This is a genomic window from Streptomyces sp. NPDC050448, assembly GCF_040655295.1.
Taxonomy (GTDB): Bacteria; Actinomycetota; Actinomycetes; order Streptomycetales; family Streptomycetaceae; genus Streptomyces.
Window position 1 is genome coordinate 1 of the sequence record NZ_JBFAJR010000039.1, and the last position, 21,973, is coordinate 21,973.

The 21,973-nt window shown below is 73.1% G+C and carries 19 protein-coding genes; 7 read left to right on the plus strand and 12 right to left on the minus strand.

Going from position 1 to position 21,973, the window contains the following annotated elements; translation table 11 throughout:
* Positions 1 to 636: 636 nt before the first annotated feature.
* Positions 637 to 1,635, plus strand: coding sequence for a tryptophan--tRNA ligase (gene trpS, locus AB0I68_RS32160; protein WP_363180894.1), 999 nt, complete (start codon positions 637 to 639; stop codon positions 1,633 to 1,635).
* Positions 1,636 to 1,693: 58 nt separating this feature from the next.
* Here trpS and proC read toward each other — a convergent pair whose 3' ends face one another.
* The 5 genes from proC to AB0I68_RS32185 form a co-directional block, all read right to left on the minus strand.
* Positions 1,694 to 2,503, minus strand: coding sequence for a pyrroline-5-carboxylate reductase (proC, locus tag AB0I68_RS32165; RefSeq protein ID WP_363180895.1), 810 nt, complete (start codon positions 2,501 to 2,503; stop codon positions 1,694 to 1,696).
* 137 nt (positions 2,504 to 2,640) lie between these two features.
* Complete coding sequence (locus tag AB0I68_RS32170) at positions 2,641 to 3,378, minus strand: ABC transporter permease (RefSeq protein WP_363180896.1); 738 nt, start codon at positions 3,376 to 3,378, stop codon at positions 2,641 to 2,643.
* Positions 3,375 to 4,208 carry an ABC transporter ATP-binding protein gene (locus AB0I68_RS32175; protein ID WP_363180898.1) on the minus strand — a complete coding sequence of 278 codons (834 nt, stop codon included), beginning with the start codon at positions 4,206 to 4,208 and terminating at the stop codon, positions 3,375 to 3,377. The genes AB0I68_RS32170 and AB0I68_RS32175 overlap by 4 nt, the downstream gene beginning before the upstream one ends.
* Positions 4,209 to 4,267: 59 nt before the next feature.
* Complete coding sequence (locus tag AB0I68_RS32180; protein WP_363180899.1) at positions 4,268 to 4,804, minus strand: hypothetical protein; 537 nt, start codon at positions 4,802 to 4,804, stop codon at positions 4,268 to 4,270.
* Positions 4,805 to 4,862: 58 nt separating this feature from the next.
* Positions 4,863 to 5,165: a peptidase gene (locus AB0I68_RS32185; protein WP_363180900.1), complete on the minus strand. Its 303-nt coding sequence runs from the start codon at positions 5,163 to 5,165 to the stop codon at positions 4,863 to 4,865.
* 107 nt (positions 5,166 to 5,272) lie between these two features.
* Between AB0I68_RS32185 and AB0I68_RS32190 the strand changes: the two genes are divergently transcribed.
* Positions 5,273 to 7,435 (plus strand): serine/threonine-protein kinase, encoded by a 2,163-nt coding sequence (locus AB0I68_RS32190; protein ID WP_363180901.1) that lies wholly within the window; start codon positions 5,273 to 5,275, stop codon positions 7,433 to 7,435.
* A gap of 420 nt (positions 7,436 to 7,855) precedes the next feature.
* Here AB0I68_RS32190 and ilvD read toward each other — a convergent pair whose 3' ends face one another.
* The 5 genes from ilvD to AB0I68_RS32215 form a co-directional block, all read right to left on the minus strand.
* The gene (ilvD, locus tag AB0I68_RS32195; protein WP_363180902.1) at positions 7,856 to 9,709 is read right to left on the minus strand and encodes a dihydroxy-acid dehydratase; all 1,854 of its coding nucleotides are present in this window, start codon (positions 9,707 to 9,709) and stop codon (positions 7,856 to 7,858) included.
* A gap of 143 nt (positions 9,710 to 9,852) precedes the next feature.
* Positions 9,853 to 10,482 carry a TetR family transcriptional regulator gene (locus AB0I68_RS32200; protein WP_363180903.1) on the minus strand — a complete coding sequence of 210 codons (630 nt, stop codon included), beginning with the start codon at positions 10,480 to 10,482 and terminating at the stop codon, positions 9,853 to 9,855.
* Positions 10,479 to 11,315, minus strand: a complete 837-nt coding sequence (locus AB0I68_RS32205; RefSeq protein ID WP_363180904.1) for a sugar phosphate isomerase/epimerase — start codon at positions 11,313 to 11,315, stop codon at positions 10,479 to 10,481. Before AB0I68_RS32205 ends, AB0I68_RS32200 begins: the two co-directional genes overlap by 4 nt.
* A 42-nt stretch (positions 11,316 to 11,357) precedes the next feature.
* Entirely contained in the window at positions 11,358 to 11,606 is a 249-nt protein-coding gene (locus AB0I68_RS32210) for a hypothetical protein (RefSeq protein WP_363180905.1), read from the minus strand.
* 982 nt (positions 11,607 to 12,588) lie between these two features.
* Positions 12,589 to 13,518: a Ppx/GppA phosphatase family protein gene (locus tag AB0I68_RS32215; RefSeq protein ID WP_363180906.1), complete on the minus strand. Its 930-nt coding sequence runs from the start codon at positions 13,516 to 13,518 to the stop codon at positions 12,589 to 12,591.
* A gap of 63 nt (positions 13,519 to 13,581) precedes the next feature.
* Here AB0I68_RS32215 and AB0I68_RS32220 point away from each other — a divergent pair, with 63 nt between their 5' ends.
* Complete coding sequence (locus AB0I68_RS32220; RefSeq protein WP_363180907.1) at positions 13,582 to 14,412, plus strand: hypothetical protein; 831 nt, start codon at positions 13,582 to 13,584, stop codon at positions 14,410 to 14,412.
* Between the two features lie 90 nt (positions 14,413 to 14,502).
* Here the strand turns inward: AB0I68_RS32220 and AB0I68_RS32225 are convergent, their stop codons facing one another.
* Positions 14,503 to 16,284, minus strand: coding sequence for a hypothetical protein (locus AB0I68_RS32225; protein ID WP_363180908.1), 1,782 nt, complete (start codon positions 16,282 to 16,284; stop codon positions 14,503 to 14,505).
* Positions 16,285 to 16,515: 231 nt separating this feature from the next.
* Between AB0I68_RS32225 and radA the strand changes: the two genes are divergently transcribed.
* Complete coding sequence (radA, locus tag AB0I68_RS32230; protein ID WP_363180909.1) at positions 16,516 to 17,919, plus strand: DNA repair protein RadA; 1,404 nt, start codon at positions 16,516 to 16,518, stop codon at positions 17,917 to 17,919.
* Positions 17,920 to 18,134: 215 nt separating this feature from the next.
* Positions 18,135 to 19,259, plus strand: coding sequence for a DNA integrity scanning diadenylate cyclase DisA (disA, locus tag AB0I68_RS32235; RefSeq protein ID WP_363180910.1), 1,125 nt, complete (start codon positions 18,135 to 18,137; stop codon positions 19,257 to 19,259).
* A gap of 130 nt (positions 19,260 to 19,389) precedes the next feature.
* Here the strand turns inward: disA and AB0I68_RS32240 are convergent, their stop codons facing one another.
* Complete coding sequence (locus AB0I68_RS32240; protein ID WP_363180969.1) at positions 19,390 to 20,169, minus strand: hypothetical protein; 780 nt, start codon at positions 20,167 to 20,169, stop codon at positions 19,390 to 19,392.
* Positions 20,170 to 20,338: 169 nt separating this feature from the next.
* Between AB0I68_RS32240 and AB0I68_RS32245 the strand changes: the two genes are divergently transcribed.
* Positions 20,339 to 20,953, plus strand: a complete 615-nt coding sequence (locus AB0I68_RS32245; protein ID WP_363180911.1) for a phosphatase PAP2 family protein — start codon at positions 20,339 to 20,341, stop codon at positions 20,951 to 20,953.
* 23 nt (positions 20,954 to 20,976) lie between these two features.
* Positions 20,977 to 21,894: an A/G-specific adenine glycosylase gene (locus AB0I68_RS32250; RefSeq protein WP_363180912.1), complete on the plus strand. Its 918-nt coding sequence runs from the start codon at positions 20,977 to 20,979 to the stop codon at positions 21,892 to 21,894.
* Positions 21,895 to 21,973 lie beyond the last annotated feature (79 nt).

A 21,973-nucleotide genomic window follows, 5' to 3' on the forward strand; every position in this document is an offset into this window, starting at 1 on the left:
CCGGGCTTTCGTTCTTGCGTTTCCGACTCTATCAGAGTCGGTCTCGCTTGCTTTCCAGGTCCTTCGCTTTCGCGTTTTCCCTTTCCGGCGATTCCGACTCTATCAGATCCTTTCGGGCCTGACTCCCAGTCAGCGGGCCTCCCGCGAAGCGGAAGTTGTTGCAGTCTGCTTGGGCTGTTGGGCCCTTGCAGCGAGTGAGACAGTAGCGGATTCCTTGCCCCCGAACCTAATCGGCGGCTGCGTCCTCGGACACGGATTCCTCATTCGCAAATACGCATGAAAACAAGACGACACAGTGCGTCGTTCGTTCGAATGTGTAGTGCGGGATGGCTGTCCGGGGACCGACCGGGGTCGGCGCTCACGTCGGACAACTCGAAGGACCTTACGGATCTCGGACTCGTGTGTCAACTCCAGGACAGGGGCCGCCCGGGAGGGCTAGCCTGGGGCCCATGACTACGCATGCGCTCACGCTCAGCCTTCGCTGGTGGGCCGCCTGACGGCGGCCGACCTTCCACGCGAGCATGCATGCGCTCACGGCCGCCGCTACGGCGGCCGTTTCTGTTTCTCCCCTCCCGGGAGTGGCTCGGTCGCCCGCCGCGGCGGCCCCGACACCAGCCACGAACAGGGAGACAGGACATGACGAGGATCTTCAGCGGGATCAAGCCGACCGGGCATCTGACGCTGGGGAACTACCTGGGGGCCATCCGGCAGTGGGTCGCCGCCGACCAGGAGCCGGACGAGGCGCTGTTCTGCGTCGTCGACCTCCATGCGCTGACCGTCGAGCACGAGCCGGCGCGGGTGCTCCGGCTGAGCAGGCAGGCCGCGACGCTGTTCCTGGCCTCCGGGCTGGACCCGGAGAAATGCACCCTGTTCCTGCAGAGCCACGTCGACGAGCACACCCGGCTGTCGTACGTGCTGGAGTGCACCGCCACCGACGGTGAGATGCGGCGGATGATCCAGTACAAGGAGAAGTCCGCGCGGGCGCAGACGTCCGCGGAGGGTGTACGGCTGTCGCTGCTGACGTATCCCGTGCTGATGGCCGCCGACATCCTGGCGTACGGGACGGCGGAGGTCCCGGTGGGTGAGGACCAGCGGCAGCACGTGGAGCTGGCCCGGGATCTGGCGGTGCGGTTCAACCAGCGGTACGGGCACACGTTCACGGTGCCGAAGGTGACGCTTCCGGAGGTGGCCGCGCGGGTCATGGACCTTCAGGACCCGACGTCGAAGATGGGGAAGTCCGGCGGGGCGGGACCCGGTGTGGTGTTCATGCTGGACGAGCCCGGGGTGATCCGGAAGAAGGTCATGCGGGCCGTGACCGACAGCGGGGACGGCGGGGTCGTCTACGACCGGGAGGCCCGGCCGGGGGTCGCGAATCTGCTGGACGTGCTGGCCGCCTGCACCGGCGGGGAGCCGGCGGTGCTCGCGGAGGGGTACAGCGGGTACGGGGCGCTCAAGCGGGATGTCGCCGACGCGGTGGTGGAGCTGCTGCGGCCGGTGCAGGAGCGGCATGCCGAGCTGGCGGCCGATCCGGCGGCGGTGGAGAAGGTGCTGCGGGAGGGGGCCGGGCGGGCGCGGGCGCTGGCGCGGCCCGTCGTGGACCGGGCGTACCGGGCGATCGGGCTGCTGGAGCCCTGAGGGTCTGAAGGCCTGAGGGTGGCGGGCCCCCGCTCGCGCGGGGGCCCGTACCGCTGTGTCAGCTGTTGCCGGAGGCGAGCTCGCGGCTGCGGTCGCGGGCTGCTTCGAGGGCTGCGATCAGGGCGGCCCGTACGCCGTGCCGTTCGAGTTCGACGATCGCGTTGATGGTGGTGCCGGCCGGGGAGGTGACGGCCTCGCGGAGCTTGACCGGGTGCTCGCCGCTGTCGCGGAGCATCACGGCGGCGCCGATGGCGGCCTGGACGATGAGGTCGTGGGCCTGGGCGCGGGGCAGGCCGAGGAGGATGCCGGCGTCGGTCATCGCCTCGACGAGGAAGTAGAAGTAGGCGGGTCCGGAGCCGGAGAGGGCGGTGGCGGCGTCCTGCTGGGACTCGGGGACGCGGAGGGTCTTGCCGACGCCGCCGAAGATCTCCTCGGTGTGGGCGAGGTGTTCGGCGGTGGCGTGGCTGCCGGCCGAGATGACGGACATGGCCTCGTCGACGAGGGCGGGGGTGTTCGTCATGACGCGGACGACGGGGGTGCCGGAGGCGAGCCGCTCCTCGAAGAAGGAGGTGGGGATGCCGGCGGCACCGCTGATGACCAGGCGGTCGGCGGGGACGTGCGGGGCGAGCTCGTCGAGGAGCTTGCCCATGTCCTGCGGCTTGACGGTGAGGATGAGGGTGTCGGCGCGCTTGGCGGCCTCGGCGTTGCTGACGGCCTCGACGCCGTAGCGGGTGCGGAGCTCTTCGGCGCGTTCGGCGCGGCGGGCGGTGACGAGGAGTTTGGAGGCGGGCCAGCCGCCGCGGATCATTCCGCTGAGCAGGGCCTCGCCGATCTTGCCGGTACCGAGGACTGCGACTGTCTGGGTCATGCCCGATTCACCTCGCCGAACTTTGTTGCACGTGTGCACGGTCTGCGTGCTCATCCTTGCACCCGGGCACGGATCGGCGAGGGGCTGTCCGCAGTCCGGTCGGTGCACGTGGTCAGGGCGTGCCGTCGGGCGTGTCGTCAGGGCGTGCGGCGGCGGAGGGTGGCCGCGCCGAGGGCGAGGACGAGCAGCCCGCAGGCGGCGACGATCACGACGTCGCGGACGAAGTCGGCGGTCATGTCGGTGTGGGTGAGGACCTGGGTCATGCCGTCGACGGCGTAGGACATGGGCAGCACGTTCGAGATGCCTTCGAGGACGGGCTGCATGGTGTTGCGCGCGGCGAAGAGTCCGCAGAGCAGGAGCTGGGGAAAGATCACGGCCGGCATGAACTGGACGGCCTGGAACTCGCTGGCGGCGAAGGCGGACACGAAGAGGCCGAGGGCGGTGCCGAGGAGCGCGTCGAGGAGGGCGACGAGCAGGAGCAGCCAGGGGGAGCCGACGACGTCGAGGCCGAGGAACCAGAGGGCGAGACCGGTGGCGAGGAGGGACTGGACGACGGCGACGGCGCCGAAGGCGAGGGCGTAGCCGGCGATGAGGTCGCCCTTGCCCAGGGGCATGGCGAGGAGGCGCTCGAGGGTGCCGGAGGTGCGCTCGCGCAGCGTCGCGATGGAGGTCACCAGGAACATGGTGATGAGGGGGAAGATCCCGAGGAGGGACGCGCCGATGCTGTCGAAGGTGCGCGGACTGCCGTCGAAGACGAAGCGCAGCAGCGTCAGCATCAGTACGGGGACCAGGAGCATCAGCGCGATGGAGCGCGGGTCGTGGCGCAGCTGGCGCAGGACGCGGGCGGCGGTGGCGGCGGTGCGGGCACTGTTCAAGGGGTCTGCTCCTGGGCGGCGAGGGTGTTGGCCTCGTCGACGAGGCGGAGGAAGCCCTCCTCGACGGTGGCGGAGTGCGTACGGGTGCGCAGTGCGTCGGGGGTGTCCTGGGCGAGGATGCGGCCCTCGCGCATGAGGAGCAGGTCGTGGCAGCGCTCGGCCTCGTCCATGACGTGGGAGGAGACGAGGATCGTGGCGCCGCGGGTGGCGGCGATGTCGTGGAAGAGGTTCCACAGGTCGCGGCGCAGGACGGGGTCGAGGCCGACGGTCGGTTCGTCGAGGACGAGGAGCTCGGGGGTGCCGAGGAGCGCGACGGCGAGGGAGACGCGGCTGCGCTGGCCGCCGGAGAGGTTTCCGGCGAGGGCGGTGGCATGGGTGGCGAGGTCGACGTCGGCGATGGTGCGGGTGACGGTGTCGCGGCGGCGGTCGGCGGCGGCGCGGCCGGGGTCGAGGACGGCGGCGAAGTAGTCGAGGTTCTGGCGGACGGTGAGGTCGTCGTAGACGGAGGGCGCCTGGGTGACGTAGCCGATGCGGGAGCGCAGCTCGGGGTGGCCGGCGGGGCGGCCGAGGACGTCGAGGGTGCCGGTGACGTGGGCCTGGGTGCCGACGATGGAGCGCATGAGGGTGGATTTGCCGCAGCCGGAGGGGCCGAGGAGGCCGGTAATGCGGCCGCGGGGGACGTCGAAGGCGATGGTGTCGATGACGGTGCGGGGGGCGCGGCCGGTGCCGCGGCGGACGGTGAGTCCGCGGGCGTGCACGGCGGTGGCCGTGGCCTCGGCGGTGGCCTCCGCCGTGACCGTGGCGGCCTCTCGCTCTCGGTTATTCATCATGTGATGAATAATGCTCCTGACGGTGCCGAGGCGTCAACAGGTCGGAGAGCGGCGGGCCGCTACTTCTTCCGCTTGGGGCGGCGCGCGGCCGGGTTGCCCGTACGGGTGCTGCGGCGGCGGGCGAATTCGGCGGTGGCACGCTCGTACTCGGCGCGGCGCAGCTTCTCGCCGGGGGCCTCGGCGAAGCAGCGCAGGAAGTACGCGATGAGGGAGCCGATGAAACCGATCGTCTTCAGGCCCTTGAGGGCGGCCTCGTCGGAGGACGGGGCGGGACGGCGGTTGAAGGAGTCCCAGGTCTTGACGAAGGCGATGGCACTGGCGATCGCGAAGAGGACGACGACGGAGATGCTGAGGAACGGGCCGACGTTCCCGATCTCCAGGCCCTCGTAGGAGAGGCGGAGCAGGACGGCCGCGGCCACGGCGGTGACGAGGGAGCCGACGGCCATGCCGGCGCGGCGCAGGGCGTAGCCGCCGTCGTGGTTCACCCAGGTGGTGCCGAAGAACCTGATCGGCTCGGGCTCGGGCCCGGCGGGAACCGCAGAAACCTGCGCGGCCCGCTCGGCTGGGGTCTGGTCTCGCTGGTCGTCGTCGCTCACACCAGCGATTATCCCCCGCCGGGCGGGCCGGGCCGGGGTGTCTCACGTGTCAGACGGCCTAGCCGCAGATGGTGGCGACGTAGCCGTCGCTGCCCGTCTTCACGTAGGCGTCGGACACGAACTCGCCGTTGCCGATGCAGTCCCAGATGCCGGTCGTGCCGTACGGGCCCGAGACCGTGGTGCCGTCGCACTGGCAGCGGATCCCCACGTACGCGTCGTACGGCAGAACGTTCACGATCGGATAGTTGGTGCCGGGGCCACTGCGGACGTTCACCCGATAACCCGGCGCGACCGGAAACGTCGGGAATCCCGAGCCGGAGGCAACGCTCTGGACTTGGCTGGAATCGTTCTCCACCGACATACGAAATCTCCCCCCATGGGTGTTGCCGTGCGCAACTCGCGCAGGGTAGCAGGACCCTTGGAGATTCGTACGGGTCATCGACTAGGCTCCGGCGGGGGTGGTGAGCGGTGCATTCGCTGCGCGCGGACTACGTGGGCTTTCCGGAGTACGCCGGGCAGTACCGGCTCGAATCGGTGCTCGGTTCCGGCGGGATGGGCGTCGTCCATCTGGCCACCTCCGGCTCGGGGCTGAAACTCGCCGTCAAGATCGTGCATGCCGAGCATGCGGTCGATCCGGAGTTCCGGGCCCGGTTCCGGCAGGAGGTCGCCGCCGCCCGACGGGTGAGCGGGGCCTTCACCGCTCCCGTCGTGGATGCCGATCCGGATGCCGAACGGCCTTGGATGGCCACCCTGTTCATCGACGCCCCGACGCTCGCCGCGCGCGTACGGGAGCGGGTACTGGACCCCGGCGAACTGGCCAGGCTCGCTGCCGGGCTGGCGGAGGCCCTGCGGGACATCCACCGGGCGGGCGTCGTCCACCGGGACCTGAAGCCCAGCAACGTGCTGATGGCCCCGGACGGGGTGCGGGTCATCGACTTCGGCATCTCGCGGCCGGCGGACAGCGATCTGCGGACCGAGACGGGCAAGCTGATCGGGACGCCGCCGTACATGGCGCCGGAGCAGTTCCAGCGGCCGCGGGAGGTGGGGACGGCCGCGGACGTCTTCGCCTTGGGGGCCGTGCTCGTCCACGCGGCGACGGGGCACGGGCCGTTCGACTCCGACAGCCACTACCTCGTGGCGTACCAGGTCGTGCACAGCGAGCCCGACCTGACCGGGCTGCCGGAGCAGCTCGTACCGCTCGTCGCGCGGTGCCTGGCGAAGGAGCCCGCGGACCGGCCCACCGCGGAGGAGCTGATCGCGGAGATGCGGGCGGTGGCGTACCCGACCTCGGAGGACACGCAGAGCTTCATTCCACGGCCGCGGCCGCCGGCCGAGACCAAGTCCGAGGCGCAGCCCGACGAGCTCACGCATCGACGGGACCGGGTCGCGACGGAACGGCCCGAGGCGGCCGGACGCCGGGCCCGGGTGGCTGCGGCGGCCGGGCTCGGGCTGCTGCTCGCGGCCGGAGCCGTCGGCGGGTACCTGCAGTTCGGGTCCGAAGCCGACGGCGCAGAACGGCTCGCCGCGAAGAAGTCGGGCCAGAGCGCTCCGCCACCGGAGCCCTTCGCGCCGTGGGCGGTGCCGCTGAGCGTGCAGGGGCAAGGGCAAGGGCAATCGACCGTTGCCTGTTCCTGGCAGGGCGTGGCCCTGTACTGCTCGGGCGCGGGGCTGGCCGCGGCCCGGCTCAGCCCGGCGGACGGAGCGGTGGTGTGGTCCGCACCGGCGAGCACCCCCGCCGGCATCCGGACGGCGAAGGACGCCCCCCTGTACGCGGGCGGGCTCGTCCTGGCGGTGGCGCAGGGCAGCGAGCTGCTCCAGGCCCGGGACCCGGGCACGGGCGAGGAGCGCTGGCGGCGCAACCTGCCGGGTGGCGCGCACGTCGTCACCGCCGGCGGGCAGGTGTTGGCCGTTGCGGCGAACGGGACGGTCACCGCGTTGGACGCGGCGACCGGAACCCCGCGGTGGACGAAGCAGATCGGCGGCCTCGGCTCCGTCTGGTGGAGCGGCCCGGAGGAGTCCGGGGGGCCGGTCCCGGTGGTGTACGTGTCGACGCCGGACGGCGACGGCAGGTCGACGCAACTCGCGGCGGTGGACCCGGCGAACGGCTCGGCGCGCTGGCAGATGCGCACCGCCGGGATGCTCCAGCCCGTCGGCGTGGCGCGGGGCGGAATCTACCTGCTGGACAACGACGTGCAGACGAAGACGGACGCCGTCGTGCGGGTGGACCTGGGCACGCGGGCCGTGAAGCGGGTGCAGCTGGCGGCGCCGCTCTACCAGGCGCAGGCGTCGGTGGGCCCGGACGGGATGGTGTACGCCTTCGGCACCTCCGGCGGGCTGGCGGCGATCGGCGCGGCCAGGGAGGAGTGGCGGCTGGAGACGGGTCTCGCCGTCGCCTCCCGGCCGGTGTTCGCCGACGGCCGGGTCTATCTGACGGCCCCGGACGGGCGGCTGCTGGCAGTCGACGCGGGGACCGGGCGGCTGGCGGGACAGACCAAGCCCCGGATGGCCTCCGGCCAGAGCACGTTCACGGCGGCCCTGCCGGCGCCGGTGGTCGCCGCCGGACGGGTCTACGCTTCGGCGCCGGACGGGTCGGTCTTCGCTGCGGACGGCGGCAACCCCGCCGGGTGGTGACCGGGGCCCGGACTGGCCGGGGCCGGGGCAGGCCAGGCAGGGGCCGGGCAGGGCGGGCCGGGGCCGGGCGGGCCGGGGCAGGGCAGGGGCAGAGCAGGCCGGGCAGAGCAGGCCGGGGCCGGGTCGGGCCGGGGCAGGGCGGGCAGGGGCAGGGCAGGGGCCGGGCAGGGCCGGAGCAGGCCGGGGCGGGGCGCGCTGCCGCTGCGGTTGGTCCTCGCACCCGGGGCGCGGGTACCGCTGCGCGGAGCCGACCCGCCCCGGGCTCCGGCCCTCGGGCGCCGGGCGGGCCGGACGGCCGGGGCTCACCCGCCAGCGGGGCCGAGTGCGGCGAACCCCGCCGGGGGCATCCCGGCGGGGTTCGAGGACGCGGCTCCCGCCCGGCCGACGGCGGGCGGAGTCCGACGCAGCGGGGCGGTTGGGTCAGGTGCCCAGCAGGGTGACGTCGCGGACTGCGCCCTTGTCGGCGCTGGTGGCCATCGCCGCGTACGCACGCAGGGCCGCGGAGACCTTGCGCTCGCGGTTCTTCGGGGCGTAGACGCCGCCGAGGGCCTCGTGGCGGGCCGCCAGGGTGGCGTCGTCGACGAGGAGCTCGATGCTGCGGTTCGGGATGTCGATCCGGATCCGGTCGCCGTCCTCGACGACCGCGATGGTGCCGCCCGAGGCCGCCTCCGGGGAGGCGTGGCCGATGGACAGGCCTGACGTGCCGCCGGAGAAGCGGCCGTCCGTCACCAGGGCGCAGACCTTGCCGAGGCCGCGGCCCTTGAGGAAGGACGTCGGGTAGAGCATCTCCTGCATGCCGGGGCCGCCGCGCGGGCCCTCGTAGCGGATGACGACGACGTCGCCCGGCTGGATCTCCTTGCGGAGGATCTTGTCGACGGCCTCGTCCTGCGATTCGCAGACGACCGCCGGGCCCTCGAAGGTCCAGATCGACTCGTCGACGCCGGCCGTCTTCACGACGCAGCCGTCCTCCGCGATGTTGCCGCGCAGGACCGCCAGCCCGCCGTCCTTGGAGTACGCGTGCTGGACGGAGCGGATGCAGCCGCCCTCGGCGTCGAGGTCGAGGGTCTCCCAGCGCTCGGACTGGGAGAAGGCGGTGGCGGAGCGCTTGCAGCCGGGGGCCGCGTGCCACAGTTCCATCGCCTCGGCGGTGGCGGTGCCGCTGCGGGCGTCCCAGGCGCCGAGCCAGTCCTCCAGGTTCTCGGAGTGGACCGTGGTGACGTCCTTGTTCAGGAGGCCGCCGCGGTGCAGCTCGCCGAGGATGGCGGGGATGCCGCCGGCGCGGTGGATGTCCTCCATGTAGTACGTGCCGCCGGGCGCCACGTTCGGTGCGACCTTGGCCAGGCACGGGACGCGGCGCGAAACATCGTCGATGTCGGTGAGGTCGTAGTCCAGGCCCGCCTCCTGGGCGGCGGCGAGGAGGTGGAGGATCGTGTTCGTGGAGCCGCCCATGGCGATGTCGAGGGCCATGGCGTTCTCGAAGGCCTGGCGGGTCGCGATCGAGCGGGGCAGGACCGAGTGGTCGTCCTGCTCGTAGTGGCGCTTGGTGATCTCGACGATCGTGCGGCCGGCGTTCTCGTACAGGGCGCGGCGGGCCGTGTGCGTCGCGAGGACGGAGCCGTTGCCGGGGAGGGCGAGGCCGATGGCCTCGGCCAGGCAGTTCATCGAGTTGGCGGTGAACATGCCCGAACAGGAACCGCACGTCGGACAGGCGTTCTCCTCGATCCGCAGCACGTCCTCGTCCGAGACGTTCTCGTTGGAGGCGTCGACCATGGCGTCGATCAGGTCGAGCTTGCGGACGGTGCCGTCCACCAGCGTGGCCTGCCCGGCCTCCATCGGACCGCCGGACACGAACACGACCGGGATGTTGAGGCGCATGGCGGCCATCAGCATCCCGGGCGTGATCTTGTCGCAGTTGGAGATGCAGATCAGCGCGTCGGCGCAGTGCGCCTCGACCATGTACTCGACGGAGTCCGCGATGAGATCGCGGGACGGCAGCGAATACAGCATGCCGGCGTGCCCCATGGCGATGCCGTCGTCGACCGCGATGGTGTTGAACTCGCGCGGGATGGCGCCCGCGGCGCGGATGGCGTCGGAGACGATCCGGCCGACCGGGGCCAGGTGCGTGTGCCCGGGAACGAACTCGGTGAAGGAGTTGGCGACCGCGATGATCGGCTTCCCGATGTCCTCGCTCGCTACGCCCGACGCACGCATAAGGGCGCGTGCGCCCGCCATGTTGCGGCCGTGGGTGACGGTGCGGGACCTCAGCTCGGGCATCGGGTTCACTCCCCATGAGTGCGGTGGCGCGAGGCGCCTGCCGCGACTGTGGATATGGCTCGGTTACGAGGCTACGCCCCTGGCCCGGGATACGGACAGGCTGTCCGGATGGCGGGACGGGCGACTCAGTCCTCGGTCTGCCGTCAGTCCTCGGTCAGGTAGCGCTGCAGGGTGGGGGCCACCAGGGCGATGATGGCCTCCGGGTCGGCCGATGCGAGGGGCTCGATCTGGACCACGTACCGCAGGAGCGCGATGCCGATCATGTGGGAGGCGGCGAGCTCGGCGCGGAAGGTGGGGTCGGGGACGTTGAGGTCGGCCGCGACCCGTTCCAGGACCCTGCGCAGGATCAGCCGGCGCAGGACGGCCGCCGCGGCCTCGTGGGTGAGGGCGGAGCGGATGACGGCGAGGAGGGGGGCACGGGTGACCGGGTTCTCCCAGATGCCCAGGAAGTAGCGGGCCAGGCGTTCGCCGATGCCCTCGGGGCCGTCCCCCACGATCGCGGGGACGACGAGGGCGGGCTCCATGGTGAGCTCGATGGCGGCGGCGAAGAGCTCGTCCTTGCTGCCGAAGTAGTGGTGCACCAGCGCGGGGTCCACGCCGGCCACCTTCGCGATGCCGCGGACGGACGTCTTGTCGTACCCGCGCTCGGCGAACACCTCACGGGCGGCGAGGCGGATGCGCTCCTGGGTGCCGGGGCCGTCGTCGGCCTCGTCCTGGCGGGGGCGGCCCGGGCCGCGGCGCGGCTTGGCGGGTTCCGGTTCCGGCGCCGTCATGGGCGCGGGGTCCTGACCGGGGCGGCGGTGGCGCTGGCCGCGAGGTGGAGACGGGTGAAGGCCAGGGCCTCGGCGAGGTCGGCCTCGCGCTCCGCGGAGGACATCGCGCGGCGGGTGTTCACCTCGATGACGACGTGACCGGCGAAGGACGTGGTGGCGAGGCGTTCCAGCAGCTCGGCGCAGGGCTGGGTGCCGCGGCCGGGGACGAGGTGCTCGTCCTTGGCCGAGCCGTTGCCGTCGGCGAGGTGCACGTGCGCGAGCCGGTCGCCCATGCGGTCGATCATCGCGGTGGCATCGGTGCGGGCGGTGGCGGTGTGCGACAGGTCGACGGTGAAGTGCCGGTAGTCGTCCTTCGTCACGTCCCACTCGGGCGCGTACGCGAGCATCTCGCGGTCGCGGTAGCGCCAGGGGTACATGTTCTCGACGGCGAACCGGACATCGGTCTCGTCCGCCATCCGCCAGATCCCGGTGACGAAGTCCCGCGCGTACTGCCGCTGCCAGCGGAACGGCGGGTGCACCACCACGGTGCTCGCCCCGAGCCGCTCGGCCGCGGCCTGCGCCCGCTGGAGCTTGGTCCAGGGGTCGGTCGACCACACCCGCTGGGTGATCAGCAGACACGGCGCGTGCACGGCGAGGATCGGCACCTGGTGGGCGTCGGAGAGGCGGCGCAGGGCGTCGATGTCCTGGCTGACCGGGTCCGTCCAGACCATCACCTCGACGCCGTCGTAGCCGAGGCGCGCGGCGATCTCGAAGGCGGTCGCCGTGGACTCCGGGTAGACGGAGGCGGTGGAGAGGGCGACTTTCGCGGTCGGGATGCGGACTGGTTTTGCCACGGGGACAGGGTACGGGCCCGACGCCGCCCCCCGCCGTGACGATCACCACGCACAGACCAGGTCCGGGCGCACGGCTGCCGGGCGCGACCGGTGGCGGGCCGCGCTCAGCCGTTGCGGCGGGCTCTCACCGCGTCGGTGTAACGGCTCCCGGGTCGGATCCTCCGCCCGGATGCCGAGCTCGGCGAGAACCGCACGGACGGTCGCCGAGGGCTGCAGCTCCAGGACGGTCCCGTCCGCTTCGGGGAGGCGGACGAGGGTGGCGAGCATCTGCCGGCGCCGCGCTTCGCACATAGCGGCTGGGCCTGCCCCGACCCGGAACGCGCCTGCTGCGTGAAGGTCGGGAGGGAGCCCAGACGGCCGGGGGTCGCCATGCCGACCGAAGCGCGTAGCGATCTGGGGCGTGCTGCCCGCCTGCCCGGCGCTGATGGGGGTCTGGTCGCTGTCCGGCTCCGGCTGGGCCTGCCCCGACCCGGAACGGGCCTGCCCATGGGCCCCGGGCGGGCATCCGGATCCCAGGAACCGGGCCGCGCCATCGCTGATGCCGCCCTGCTCAACGCTTGTGCCCAGGTGACCGTCTTTTGGGGGGCTTCCCGACAGTCCTTGTCTTTCCGGGGCGGGACGGGCGGTCAGGGGGGCCGAAGGCCCTCGCGAAGCAATGCCGCGTACTTAAGGAGCCACCCCGGTTGCCAACCGGGGCGAAACGGGCACCACGGAGCCCCGGCATCTCTTGCTGAGAGGCGTCGGAAATGGACAGACCGGGACGCTTGCCCCGGTGCTCCCTCCCTGGCGGGCCGCTTGACAGCAGGCGGGAGAGCTTAACTACGAGGCATTGCCTCGCGAAGCGACGCGAAGCGCCCTTGAGGGCCCGGCTCGACACGGAGAGACGATGGGACTGGCGGGAAACCCCCCAAACCCTCCCCGATGCCGATCAGCGGGCTACCGCCCCGGAGCCTCGGCCTTGCAGGCAGAGCCCCGCCGCGCCGCAGCCGGCGTACACCAAAGCCGGCGTACAGCCGCAGGCCTCGTACCACCGCAGACAGCGTCCAGCCCCAGGCGGCGTACGGCGCTCAGCCGGCGTACACCAAAGCCGGCGTACAGCCGCAGGCCTCGTACGACCGCAGACGGCGTCCAGCCACAGACGGCGTACGGCGCTCAGCCGGCGTACGGCCGCAGGCCTCGTACAGCCGCAGACGGCGTCCAGCCGCAGGCCTCGTGCAGCCGCAGGCCTCGTACCACCGCAAGCGACGTACGGCGCTCAGGCGGCCTGACCGCGTCAGGACGGGAGGTGGTCCAGGCGGCGGAGGATGACGCCCTCGCGCAGGGCCCACGGGCAGATCTCGAGTTCGTCGACGCCGAAGAGGTCCATCGCGCCCTCGGCGACCAGCGCCCCCGCCAGCAGCTGGGCGGCGCGGCCCTCCGAGACGCCCGGGAGGGCGGCCCGCTGCGCGGTCGTCATCGCCGCGAGCCTCGGTACCCACTCCTCCAGGGACTTTCGGGTCAGGTCCCGCTGTACGTACAGCCCGTCCGCCGAGCGCGCCGCGCCCGCGATACGGGCCAGCTGCCTGAAGGTCTTCGACGTCGCCACCACGTGGTCCGGCGCCCCGAAGCGGCTGAACTCGCCGACCGTACGGGCGATCTGGGCCCGCGCGTGCCGGCGCAGGGCCCGTACGTCCGCCGCGTCCGGCGGGTCGCCCGGGAGCCAGCCGGTGGTGAGGCGGCCCGCGCCCAGCGGGAGGGAGACGGCCGCGTCGGGGTCCTCGTCGATGCCGTACGCGATCTCCAGCGAGCCGCCGCCGATGTCGAGGACCAGCAGCTTGCCCGCGGACCAGCCGAACCAGCGGCGGGCGGCGAGGAAGGTCAGCCGCGCCTCGTCCTCACCGCTGAGGATGGAGAGGTCGATGCCGGTCTCGAGCTTCACCCGGGCCAGGACCTCGTCCGCGTTCGTGGCTTCCCGTACGGCGCTGGTCGCGAAGGGCAGTACGTCCTCGCAGCCCTTGTCCTCGGCGGCCTGCGCCGCGTCGCCGATCACCGAGACGAGGCGCTCGACCCCCTCCGGGGTGACCGCTCCGTGCTCGTCGAGCAGCTCCGCCAGCCGCAGTTCCACCTTGTGCGAGTGCGCCGGCTGCGGGCGCGCGCCGGGGTGCGCGTCCACCACCAGCAGATGGATCGTGTTCGAACCCACATCCAGGACACCGAGTCTCATACGAGGAAACGCTACTGTGCGGCTGGAGTATGGGTTGCGTAAGGGGCGCTTAGGCTTGGGTTTGTGCCAAATACGAAGAAGGCCAACAAGTCCAAGACCACCAAGAAGGCCAAGGCTCAGGCCAAAGCCTCGGTCGCCCGTGACGAGAAGGGGCTCGACTTCCCTCGGGCCTGGGTGGAGTTCCCCGACCCCGCCGATGCCGAGCAGGTCTTCCGCTGCGACCTGACCTGGCTGACCTCCCGCTGGACGTGCATCTTCGGCAGTGGCTGCCAGGGCATCCAGGCCGGCCGGGCCGATGACGGCTGCTGCACCCTCGGCGCGCACTTCTCGGACGAGGACGACGAGAAGCGGGTCGCCGAGAACGTGGCACGGCTGACCCCCGAGCTGTGGCAGTTCCACGACGTCGGCAGCGAGACCGGGTGGACGCAGCACGACGACGACGGGGAGAAGCAGACCCGCCGCTGGGACGGCGCGTGCATCTTCCTGAACCGGCCGGGGTTCCCCGCCGGCGCCGGGTGCTCGCTGCACATCCTGGCGATGCGCGAGGGGCGTGAACCGCTGGAGACCAAGCCCGACGTGTGCTGGCAGCTGCCGATCCGCCGGACCTACGAGTGGATCGACCGGCCCGACGACACCCGTGTGCTGCAGGTGTCGATCGGCGAGTACGACCGGCGCGGCTGGGGTCCGGGCGGCCACGACCTGCACTGGTGGTGCACGTCGGCGACGTCCGCGCACGGCGCCGGCGACCCGGTGTACGTGTCGTACCGCGCCGAGCTGACCGAGCTGATGGGCAAGGAGGGGTACGAGGCCCTCGTGAAGCTGTGCGAGGCGCGGCTGTCCTCGCTGCTGCCGATGGCCCCGCACCCGGCCGACCCGGTCGACCCGGCCGTCTAGGACCCGGCACTCCGGGAGTCGGCACTCCTGGACCCGGCACTCCGGGAGCCGCCCTTCAGGACCCGGCCTCCAGGGCCGGCGGGCGGGCCCTCAGGGCGAGCCCGACGCCGGCGCGCTCGGGTCCGCGGGAGGGGAAACCGTTCCTGCTGACGCGCTCGGTGTCGGGGTGCGGGTCGGTGCGGGCGTCGGCGTGGGCGACGCGGTTTCCGTCGGCATGGGCGTCGGGGTCGGGGTCGGCGTCGGGTGCGCGGGCTGTGTCGGCGTGGGCGCCGGGCGGCCGCGGCCCTTGATGGAGACCACCGCGCCGCCGGGGTCCACCCCGACCCGGGCGGACCAGGCGCCCACGGGCTGGGTCCCGGTGTCCACCGTGATCCGCAAAGTGACCGATTCTCCGGGGGCCAGCGTGCCCGAGGTCCGGGTGGCGCGCAGCCAGGGGGCGTCGGACCAGAGCTGCCAGTCCACCGGGGCCCCGCCGGACGCGGTGAGGGTGAGCACGGTGGTGCCCCGGTGCGAGGAGGCGGCGACGGAGAGCCGGCCGGGGTTCCCGGCCCGGTCGGGGGCGGCCGGCGGCCCGGTGCTGATCACCTCGACGGAGACGTCCGGGGTGTCCCGGGCGGTGGTGCTGCCCGTGACGAAGCTTGGCCCGCCGGTCGAGTGGGCGGTGTTGCCGGCGTTCTCGTACGCGCGCTGCGGGCGGCCGTCCTGGCGCGGAAGCGGGATCTCGGACTCGCTCGCGGAGATCCGGGTGGAGTCCGCGCCGACGGGCTCGCCGGTGTCCGGGGCGCCGCGGTACGCCGCCCAGAGCGCGATGACCGGGGCGGCGACGACGGTGGCGACGACGGTGGTGGTCACGGCCCGGGTGCGCAGCCGGTCGCGGCGGGCCGCGCGGTCCCGGGGGTCCATCGGGAAGCCGGTCCGGTCGAAGCGCGGGCCGGTCCGCCAGCGGCCCCGGCCGCCGGCGCGGAGCATGGCCGCGCGGACGGCGGTGCGCGGGGCCGGGACCAGCGGGAGGGCCGCGTCGATGCCGCCGGTGCCGGGCCAAGGGGAGGCGGCGCCGACGCGTTCGGCGACGCGGCGGCAGCGCGGGCAGTCGTCGACGTGGCGGACCAGCTCGGCGCGCAGGGGGGCGGACAGGAGCACCTGTCCGTCGCCGGTGAGCCGGGACACGGAGGGGCAGCCGCCGGTCTCGACGACGGCGAGGGCGGCGCGGGTCCGCTCCACCTCGCAGGCGGCGCCGGCCAGCAGCTCCCGGGCGGTGCCGGGGGGCGTGCCGAGGACGGCGGCGAGTTCCGGGACGCCGAGGCGGTGGCGGACGGCGAGTTCGAGGGCCTCGCGCTGCGCGGGCGTGGTCCCGGCGGCCTCGGGCCAGGCGAGGCGGGCGAGCTCGGTGCGCCGGTACGCATTCACGTCCAGGAAGCGGTGCGCCTCCGGCGCATGCTCGGCATCCGTGCGCTTCGGCGTGCGCCGGGCGGAATGCGCCCCCGGCCGGGCCCGCCGTTGCTCGGCCAGCCGCCGCAGGCAGGCCCAGCGGGCGAGGGCGTACAGCCAGGCCCGCAGGTCCCCCTCGCCCGGGCAGCGGCCGGAGTGCCGCTCGGCGACGGCGAGGACCTCGGCGAGGACCTCGGTGGCGGTGTCGTGGTCGCAGAGGACCGACAGGCAGTACGTGAACAGGCCGTCCAGGTACGGCTCGTGCCGGAAGGGGGGCGGCAGTTCTCCCTCGGGGCCCTCGCGGCCTTCGCGGCCTTCGGGGCCCTCGCGGCCCTCGCGGCCTTCGGGGCCCTCGCGGCCTTCGGGTCCCTCGAGGGGCGTGCGCCTGTGCGCCCGGGGTGCGCCGGTGCACGGGGCGGAGCGTTCCTGGTCGCTGCTGTTCACCCTGGCGAAGGTAGGCCGCGCGCCGGTGACGGCCCTGAAGCCTTCAGCTGTTTTAGCCCTTACGGGTGAACAGATCGAACCCGTGCTGACAGCGGCCCTGACGCCGGGCGCGCGGTCCGGGACGCGGACCCGGCCCGGACCCGGCCCGGACCCGGCCCGGACCCGGCCCCGGGGCCGGAACGCGGACCCGCGCCGGGGGCGCTGTCACAGGGTCCGGATACCGTGGGCCGCATGGCTGCCCGTACATCTCGTTCATCCGCCAAGGACCGGCCGTCCTACCGCTGCTCCGAGTGCGGCTGGACGACCGCGAAATGGCTCGGGCGGTGCCCCGAGTGCCAGGCGTGGGGCACCGTGGAGGAGATGGGCGGCGCGCCCGCCGTGCGGACCACCGCCGCCGGGCGGGTGTCGGCGCCCGCGCTCCCGATCGCACAGGTCGACGGCCGGACGGCGACCGCCCGCAGCACGGGCGTGGACGAGCTGGACCGGGTCCTCGGCGGCGGGCTCGTGCCGGGCGCCGTGGTGCTGCTGGCCGGCGAGCCGGGCGTCGGGAAGTCGACGCTGCTGCTGGACGTGGCGGCGAAGGCGGCCAGCGAGGCGCACCGCACGCTGTACGTCACGGGCGAGGAGTCGGCGAGCCAGGTGCGGCTGCGGGCCGACCGGATCAACGCGCTGAACGACCACCTCTTCCTCGCCGCCGAGACCGACCTGTCCGCCGTACTGGGCCACCTCGACGCCGTGCGGCCCTCGCTGCTGGTCCTGGACTCCGTACAGACCGTGGCCTCGCCCGAGATCGACGGCGCGCCCGGCGGCATGGCCCAGGTCCGCGAGGTGGCCGGGGCGCTGATCCGGGCCTCCAAGGAGCGCGGGATGGCCACCCTGCTGGTCGGGCACGTCACCAAGGACGGGGCGATCGCCGGTCCCCGGCTGCTGGAGCACCTGGTGGACGTCGTCCTCAGCTTCGAGGGCGACCGGCATGCGCGGCTGCGCCTGGTGCGCGGCGTCAAGAACCGGTACGGGGCCACCGACGAGGTCGGCTGCTTCGAACTGCACGACGAGGGGATCACCGGGCTCGCCGACCCGAGCGGGCTGTTCCTGACCCGGCGCGCGGAGGCCGTCCCCGGGACCTGCCTGACGGTGACCCTGGAGGGCAAGCGCCCGCTGGTCGCCGAGGTGCAGGCGCTGACCGTGGACTCGCAGATCCCCTCGCCGCGGCGGACCACCTCGGGCCTGGAGACCTCGCGCGTCTCGATGATGCTGGCGGTGCTGGAGCAGCGGGGCCGGATCACCGCGCTCGGCAAGCGCGACATCTACAGCGCCACCGTGGGCGGGGTGAAGCTGACGGAGCCGGCCGCCGACCTCGCGATCGCGCTCGCGCTGGCCTCGGCGGCGAGCGACGTGCCGCTGCCGAAGAACCTCGTGGCGATCGGGGAGGTCGGCCTCGCGGGCGAGGTGCGGCGCGTGACCGGAGTGCAGCGGCGGCTCGCGGAGGCGCACCGGCTCGGTTTCACGCACGCCCTGGTGCCCGGCGACCCCGGGAAGGTGCCGGCCGGGATGAAGGTCACCGAGGTCGCGGACATGGGCGACGCCCTGCGGGTCCTGCCGCGCGGGCGGTCGCGGGCGGCGGCCAAGGAGTAGCCGGGAAGATCCAGGGAAGGACTCGGGGAGTGCCGCGGGTGTGCCGTGGGAGTGCCCGAGGAGCAGCGGAGGAGTCCCTGGTGAGGGGGCTCGTACGGGGTCCCTCGGGGGCGCACCTGGCCAAGCCACGGCGGGCGCGCAGCGCACGCCGGTAGACTTTGTGCTGGTCCGCCCGGCCTTACGCAGGCGGCGCAACCCGCGACCGGAGGAGTGCAGTGGCAGCCAAGGACGGGGCAGCAGCATCCGGCAAGTCGGGCGCGAGCTCCAAGCAGGAGGCCATGATGCGCGCCTCGCTGAGCGCGGTCGCACCTGGTCAGCCCCTGCGTGACGGTCTGGAACGGATCGTCCGCGGCAACACCGGCGGCCTCATCGTCCTCGGGATGGACAAGACCGTCGAGGCGATGTGCACGGGCGGTTTCGTCCTGGATGTGGAGTTCACCGCGACCCGGCTGCGCGAGCTGTGCAAGCTCGACGGCGCGCTGATCCTGGACAAGGACATCACCAAGATCCTGCGGGCCGGGGTCCAGCTGGTGCCGGACGCGTCGATCCCGACGGAGGAGACGGGCACCCGTCACCGCACCGCGGACCGCGTCTCGAAGCAGTGCGGCTTCCCCGTGGTGTCGGTGTCGCAGTCGATGCGGCTGATCGCGCTGTACGTGGACGGGGAGCGCCGGGTCCTGGAGGAGTCCGGGGCGATCCTGTCGCGGGCGAACCAGGCACTGGCCACGCTGGAGCGGTACAAGCTGCGCCTGGACGAGGTCGCCGGGACGCTGTCGGCGCTGGAGATCGAGGACCTGGTCACGGTGCGCGACGTGACGGCGGTCGCGCAGCGGCTGGAAATGGTCCGTCGCATTGCCACGGAAATCGCTGAATACGTGGTCGAGCTGGGCACGGACGGGCGACTGCTGTCGCTCCAGCTGGACGAGCTGACGGTCGGCATCGAGCAGGAGCGGGAGCTGGTGATCCGGGACTACGTGCCGGAGCCGACGGCGAAGCGCTCGCGCACGGTGGAGGAGGCGCTTCCGGCGCTGGACGCGCTGACGCATCCGGAACTGCTGGAGCTCGCCATCGTGGCGCGGGCGCTGGGGTACACGGGCTCGCCGGAGACCCTGGACTCGGCGGTGTCCCCGCGGGGCTACCGGCTGCTGGCGAAGATTCCGCGGCTGCCGGGGGCCATCATCGAGCGGCTGGTGGAGCACTTCGGCGGCCTGCAGAAGCTGCTGGCCGCGTCGGTGGACGATCTGCAGACGGTCGACGGTGTGGGCGAAGCGCGTGCCAGGAGCGTCCGCGAGGGCCTGTCCCGCCTGGCGGAATCCTCGATCCTCGAACGGTACGTCTAGCAGCGGGTAGCGGCGCCGTTGTCGGGGGCCGGCCCCCGAACCCCCCTGCCTCGAACGCCGGCGGGGCTGATCCGCCCCGCCGGGGTCGGCAACGCTAGGGGCTATCCGGCCCTGATCCGCCGGACACCCCCTAGTCCTGCTTGAGGACGAACGAGGTTCGGGCCACCGGCATGCCCGGGGACTTGACCTCGACCACGTACGTGTCCGGGGCCGCGCTCCCCGCCGGAGGCGTCTGGCACTGGTCGGCCGCGCTGAACTTCCTGTCCCACTCCAGCGACTGCTTGGTGTCCCCCTGCGCCGGCACCCGGAAGAACGCGTTGCCCGCGCCCGACGGGCAGTCCGCCGAGGACCAGACCGCCTTGTTGGTGCTCGCCTGAAGGATGGTCAGGACCGCCTGCTTCGGTCCGAGATCGACCTTGCAGGTCGTGCCGGAGACATTGCGCGCGACCAGTTCGAGGCGGGGCTTCTCGCTCGTCTCGTACTCGTTCTTCACGCTCTTGACTTCCCACTGCAGCCCGCTCGGGGCGCACGTGGGAAGCGGGGAGTCCGCCGGGACCTGGGCCGTGGAGCCGCCCGTTCCGCCACTGCCGGTGCCGCCGCCGGAACCCGGCCCCGCGCTCGCCGCCGTGCCCGGAGTCCCGCCCGGTTCACCGTTCTTGCCCGCACCGGCCCCCGACTCCGCCCGCCCGCCCGGCGCCTGACTGATCGCCGGCCCCGTTCCCGAGGGTCCCGGGGTGATCGAGGCGACGGGGTCGGGCCCCTTCTCGCCCTTGCCGTTCGTACTCGACTTCCCCCCACCGGAACTGACGGTCCATACGGCGAGGAGCGCGAGCAGCGCGACGACGGACGCCAGCACAGCCCTCCGTCGCCAGTAGATGGAGGAGGGGAGCGGCCCGACCGGATTGCGCATAGATCCCACGGACGGAACTTTACGAGAGTCCGCGGCCCGATCCGCGCCCCACATGCCGCGCAAGCGCCTTGTTTTGCCGATGATCATCCTGCGGGCTGACTCCGGAGCGCCGGGAATCGGCCAGGGGTCCTACGTAGGGATCCCTGGCCTTTGAGTACGGTCGGTGACCATGGATACCTCCGGCCTTTACCGCGACATCACCGATTCCGCCCGTTCCGCGCCCGGCTGGGTGCAGTCGGCGTTCGAGATCTGGACGGAGTACGGGCTGCTGCTCTTCGGCCTGCTCTTCATAGCCGTGTGGTGGCGTGCGCGCACCGCGGCCGGCCCGCGGGCCGTCGCCCTCGCCGTCCTCGCGCCGCTCGCCACCGCCGTCGCGTACGTCGGGTCCGAGGTCGTGAAGTCCGCCGTGAACGAGGAGCGGCCCTGCCGGGCCGTCGCCGGCGCCGCCGCCTCGCTCATCGCCTGCCCGGCCCCCGGCGACTGGTCCTTCCCCAGCAACCACTCCGCCATAGCGGGCGCCGCCGCCGTCGCGCTGGCCCTCGCCGTACGCCGCCTCGCCCTGCTGACCGTCCCGCTGGCCCTGCTGATGGCCTTCTCCCGGGTCTTCGTCGGCGTCCACTACCCCCACGACGTGGCGATCGGCCTGCTGCTCGGCGGTTCGCTCGCCGCGCTCTTCGTCCTCGCCCTCACCGATCCGATCAGTACGATCACCACCGCCATGCGGGCGAGCGGGGGCCGCGCCGCCGTCTGGTTCACCGGCCCGGGCCCCGCCCGGCAGCCCTGAAACGTGCCAGGATGCCGTTTGCCATGACTGCATCCATCAGCCCTTCCCCCGACGTGTCCCACGCGCTGCACTCCCCGGTCATCGCCTGGTTCGACGAGCACGCCCGCGACCTGCCCTGGCGCCGCCCCGAGGCCGGCCCCTGGGGGGTCGTGGTCAGCGAGTTCATGCTCCAGCAGACCCCGGTCAGCCGGGTCCTGCCCGTATACGAGCAGTGGCTGGCCCGGTGGCCCCGCCCGGCCGACCTGGCCGCTGAGGCCCCCGGCGAGGCCGTACGCGCCTGGGGGCGGCTCGGCTACCCCCGCCGGGCCCTGCGCCTGCACGGCGCGGCCGTCGCGATAACGGAGCGGCACAAGGGCGACGTACCGCGGGAGCACGCGCAGCTGCTCGCGCTGCCCGGGATCGGCGAGTACACGGCGGCCGCGGTGGCCTCCTTCGCGTACGGGCAGCGGCATGCCGTGCTCGACACCAACGTGCGCCGGGTCCTCGCCCGCACCACGACCGGGATCGAGTACCCGCCGAACGCCACCACCGCCGCCGAGCGGCGCCTGGCCCGGGCCCTGCTGCCCGAGGACGAGGACACCGCGGCCCGCTGGGCGGCGGCCTCGATGGAGCTCGGCGCCCTGGTCTGCACGGCCAAGTCCCCGGACTGCGCCCGCTGCCCGGTGGCCGGGCTGTGCGCGTGGCGCCTGGCCGGGAAGCCGGCCCACGACGGGCCGCCGCGGCGCGGGCAGACGTACGCGGGGACCGACCGGCAGGTGCGCGGCAAGCTCCTCGCGGTGCTGCGGGATGCGGTCGGGCCGGTTCCGCAGGCCGTGCTCGACACGGTCTGGCACGAACCCGTGCAGCGGGCCCGGGCGCTGGACGGGCTGGTCTCCGACGGGCTGGTCGAGCCGCTCGCCGGGGGGACGTACCGGCTGCCGCAGGGCCCCGCCGCAAACTGAGCCGAGAATTCGGTTCGTCCCGGCCAAACCTCGGATCACCGCACTGTTACACAACCTATGGGTGTCCGTGCGCCCACCG

What these genes read in the sequence shown, in the direction of transcription:
- trpS (WP_363180894.1), top strand. Translation starts at nt 637, where the DNA reads ATGACGAGGATCTTCAGCGGGATCAAGCCGACCGGGCATCTGACGCTG.
- proC (WP_363180895.1), bottom strand. Translation starts at nt 2,503, where the DNA reads ATGACCCAGACAGTCGCAGTCCTCGGTACCGGCAAGATCGGCGAGGCC.
- AB0I68_RS32175 (WP_363180898.1), bottom strand. Translation starts at nt 4,208, where the DNA reads ATGATGAATAACCGAGAGCGAGAGGCCGCCACGGTCACGGCGGAGGCC.
- AB0I68_RS32185 (WP_363180900.1), bottom strand. Translation starts at nt 5,165, where the DNA reads ATGTCGGTGGAGAACGATTCCAGCCAAGTCCAGAGCGTTGCCTCCGGC.
- ilvD (WP_363180902.1), bottom strand. Translation starts at nt 9,709, where the DNA reads ATGCCCGAGCTGAGGTCCCGCACCGTCACCCACGGCCGCAACATGGCG.
- AB0I68_RS32200 (WP_363180903.1), bottom strand. Translation starts at nt 10,482, where the DNA reads ATGACGGCGCCGGAACCGGAACCCGCCAAGCCGCGCCGCGGCCCGGGC.
- AB0I68_RS32210 (WP_363180905.1), bottom strand. Translation starts at nt 11,606, where the DNA reads ATGTGCGAAGCGCGGCGCCGGCAGATGCTCGCCACCCTCGTCCGCCTC.
- AB0I68_RS32215 (WP_363180906.1), bottom strand. Translation starts at nt 13,518, where the DNA reads ATGAGACTCGGTGTCCTGGATGTGGGTTCGAACACGATCCATCTGCTG.
- radA (WP_363180909.1), top strand. Translation starts at nt 16,516, where the DNA reads ATGGCTGCCCGTACATCTCGTTCATCCGCCAAGGACCGGCCGTCCTAC.
- AB0I68_RS32240 (WP_363180969.1), bottom strand. Translation starts at nt 20,169, where the DNA reads ATGCGCAATCCGGTCGGGCCGCTCCCCTCCTCCATCTACTGGCGACGG.
- AB0I68_RS32245 (WP_363180911.1), top strand. Translation starts at nt 20,339, where the DNA reads ATGGATACCTCCGGCCTTTACCGCGACATCACCGATTCCGCCCGTTCC.
- AB0I68_RS32250 (WP_363180912.1), top strand. Translation starts at nt 20,977, where the DNA reads ATGACTGCATCCATCAGCCCTTCCCCCGACGTGTCCCACGCGCTGCAC.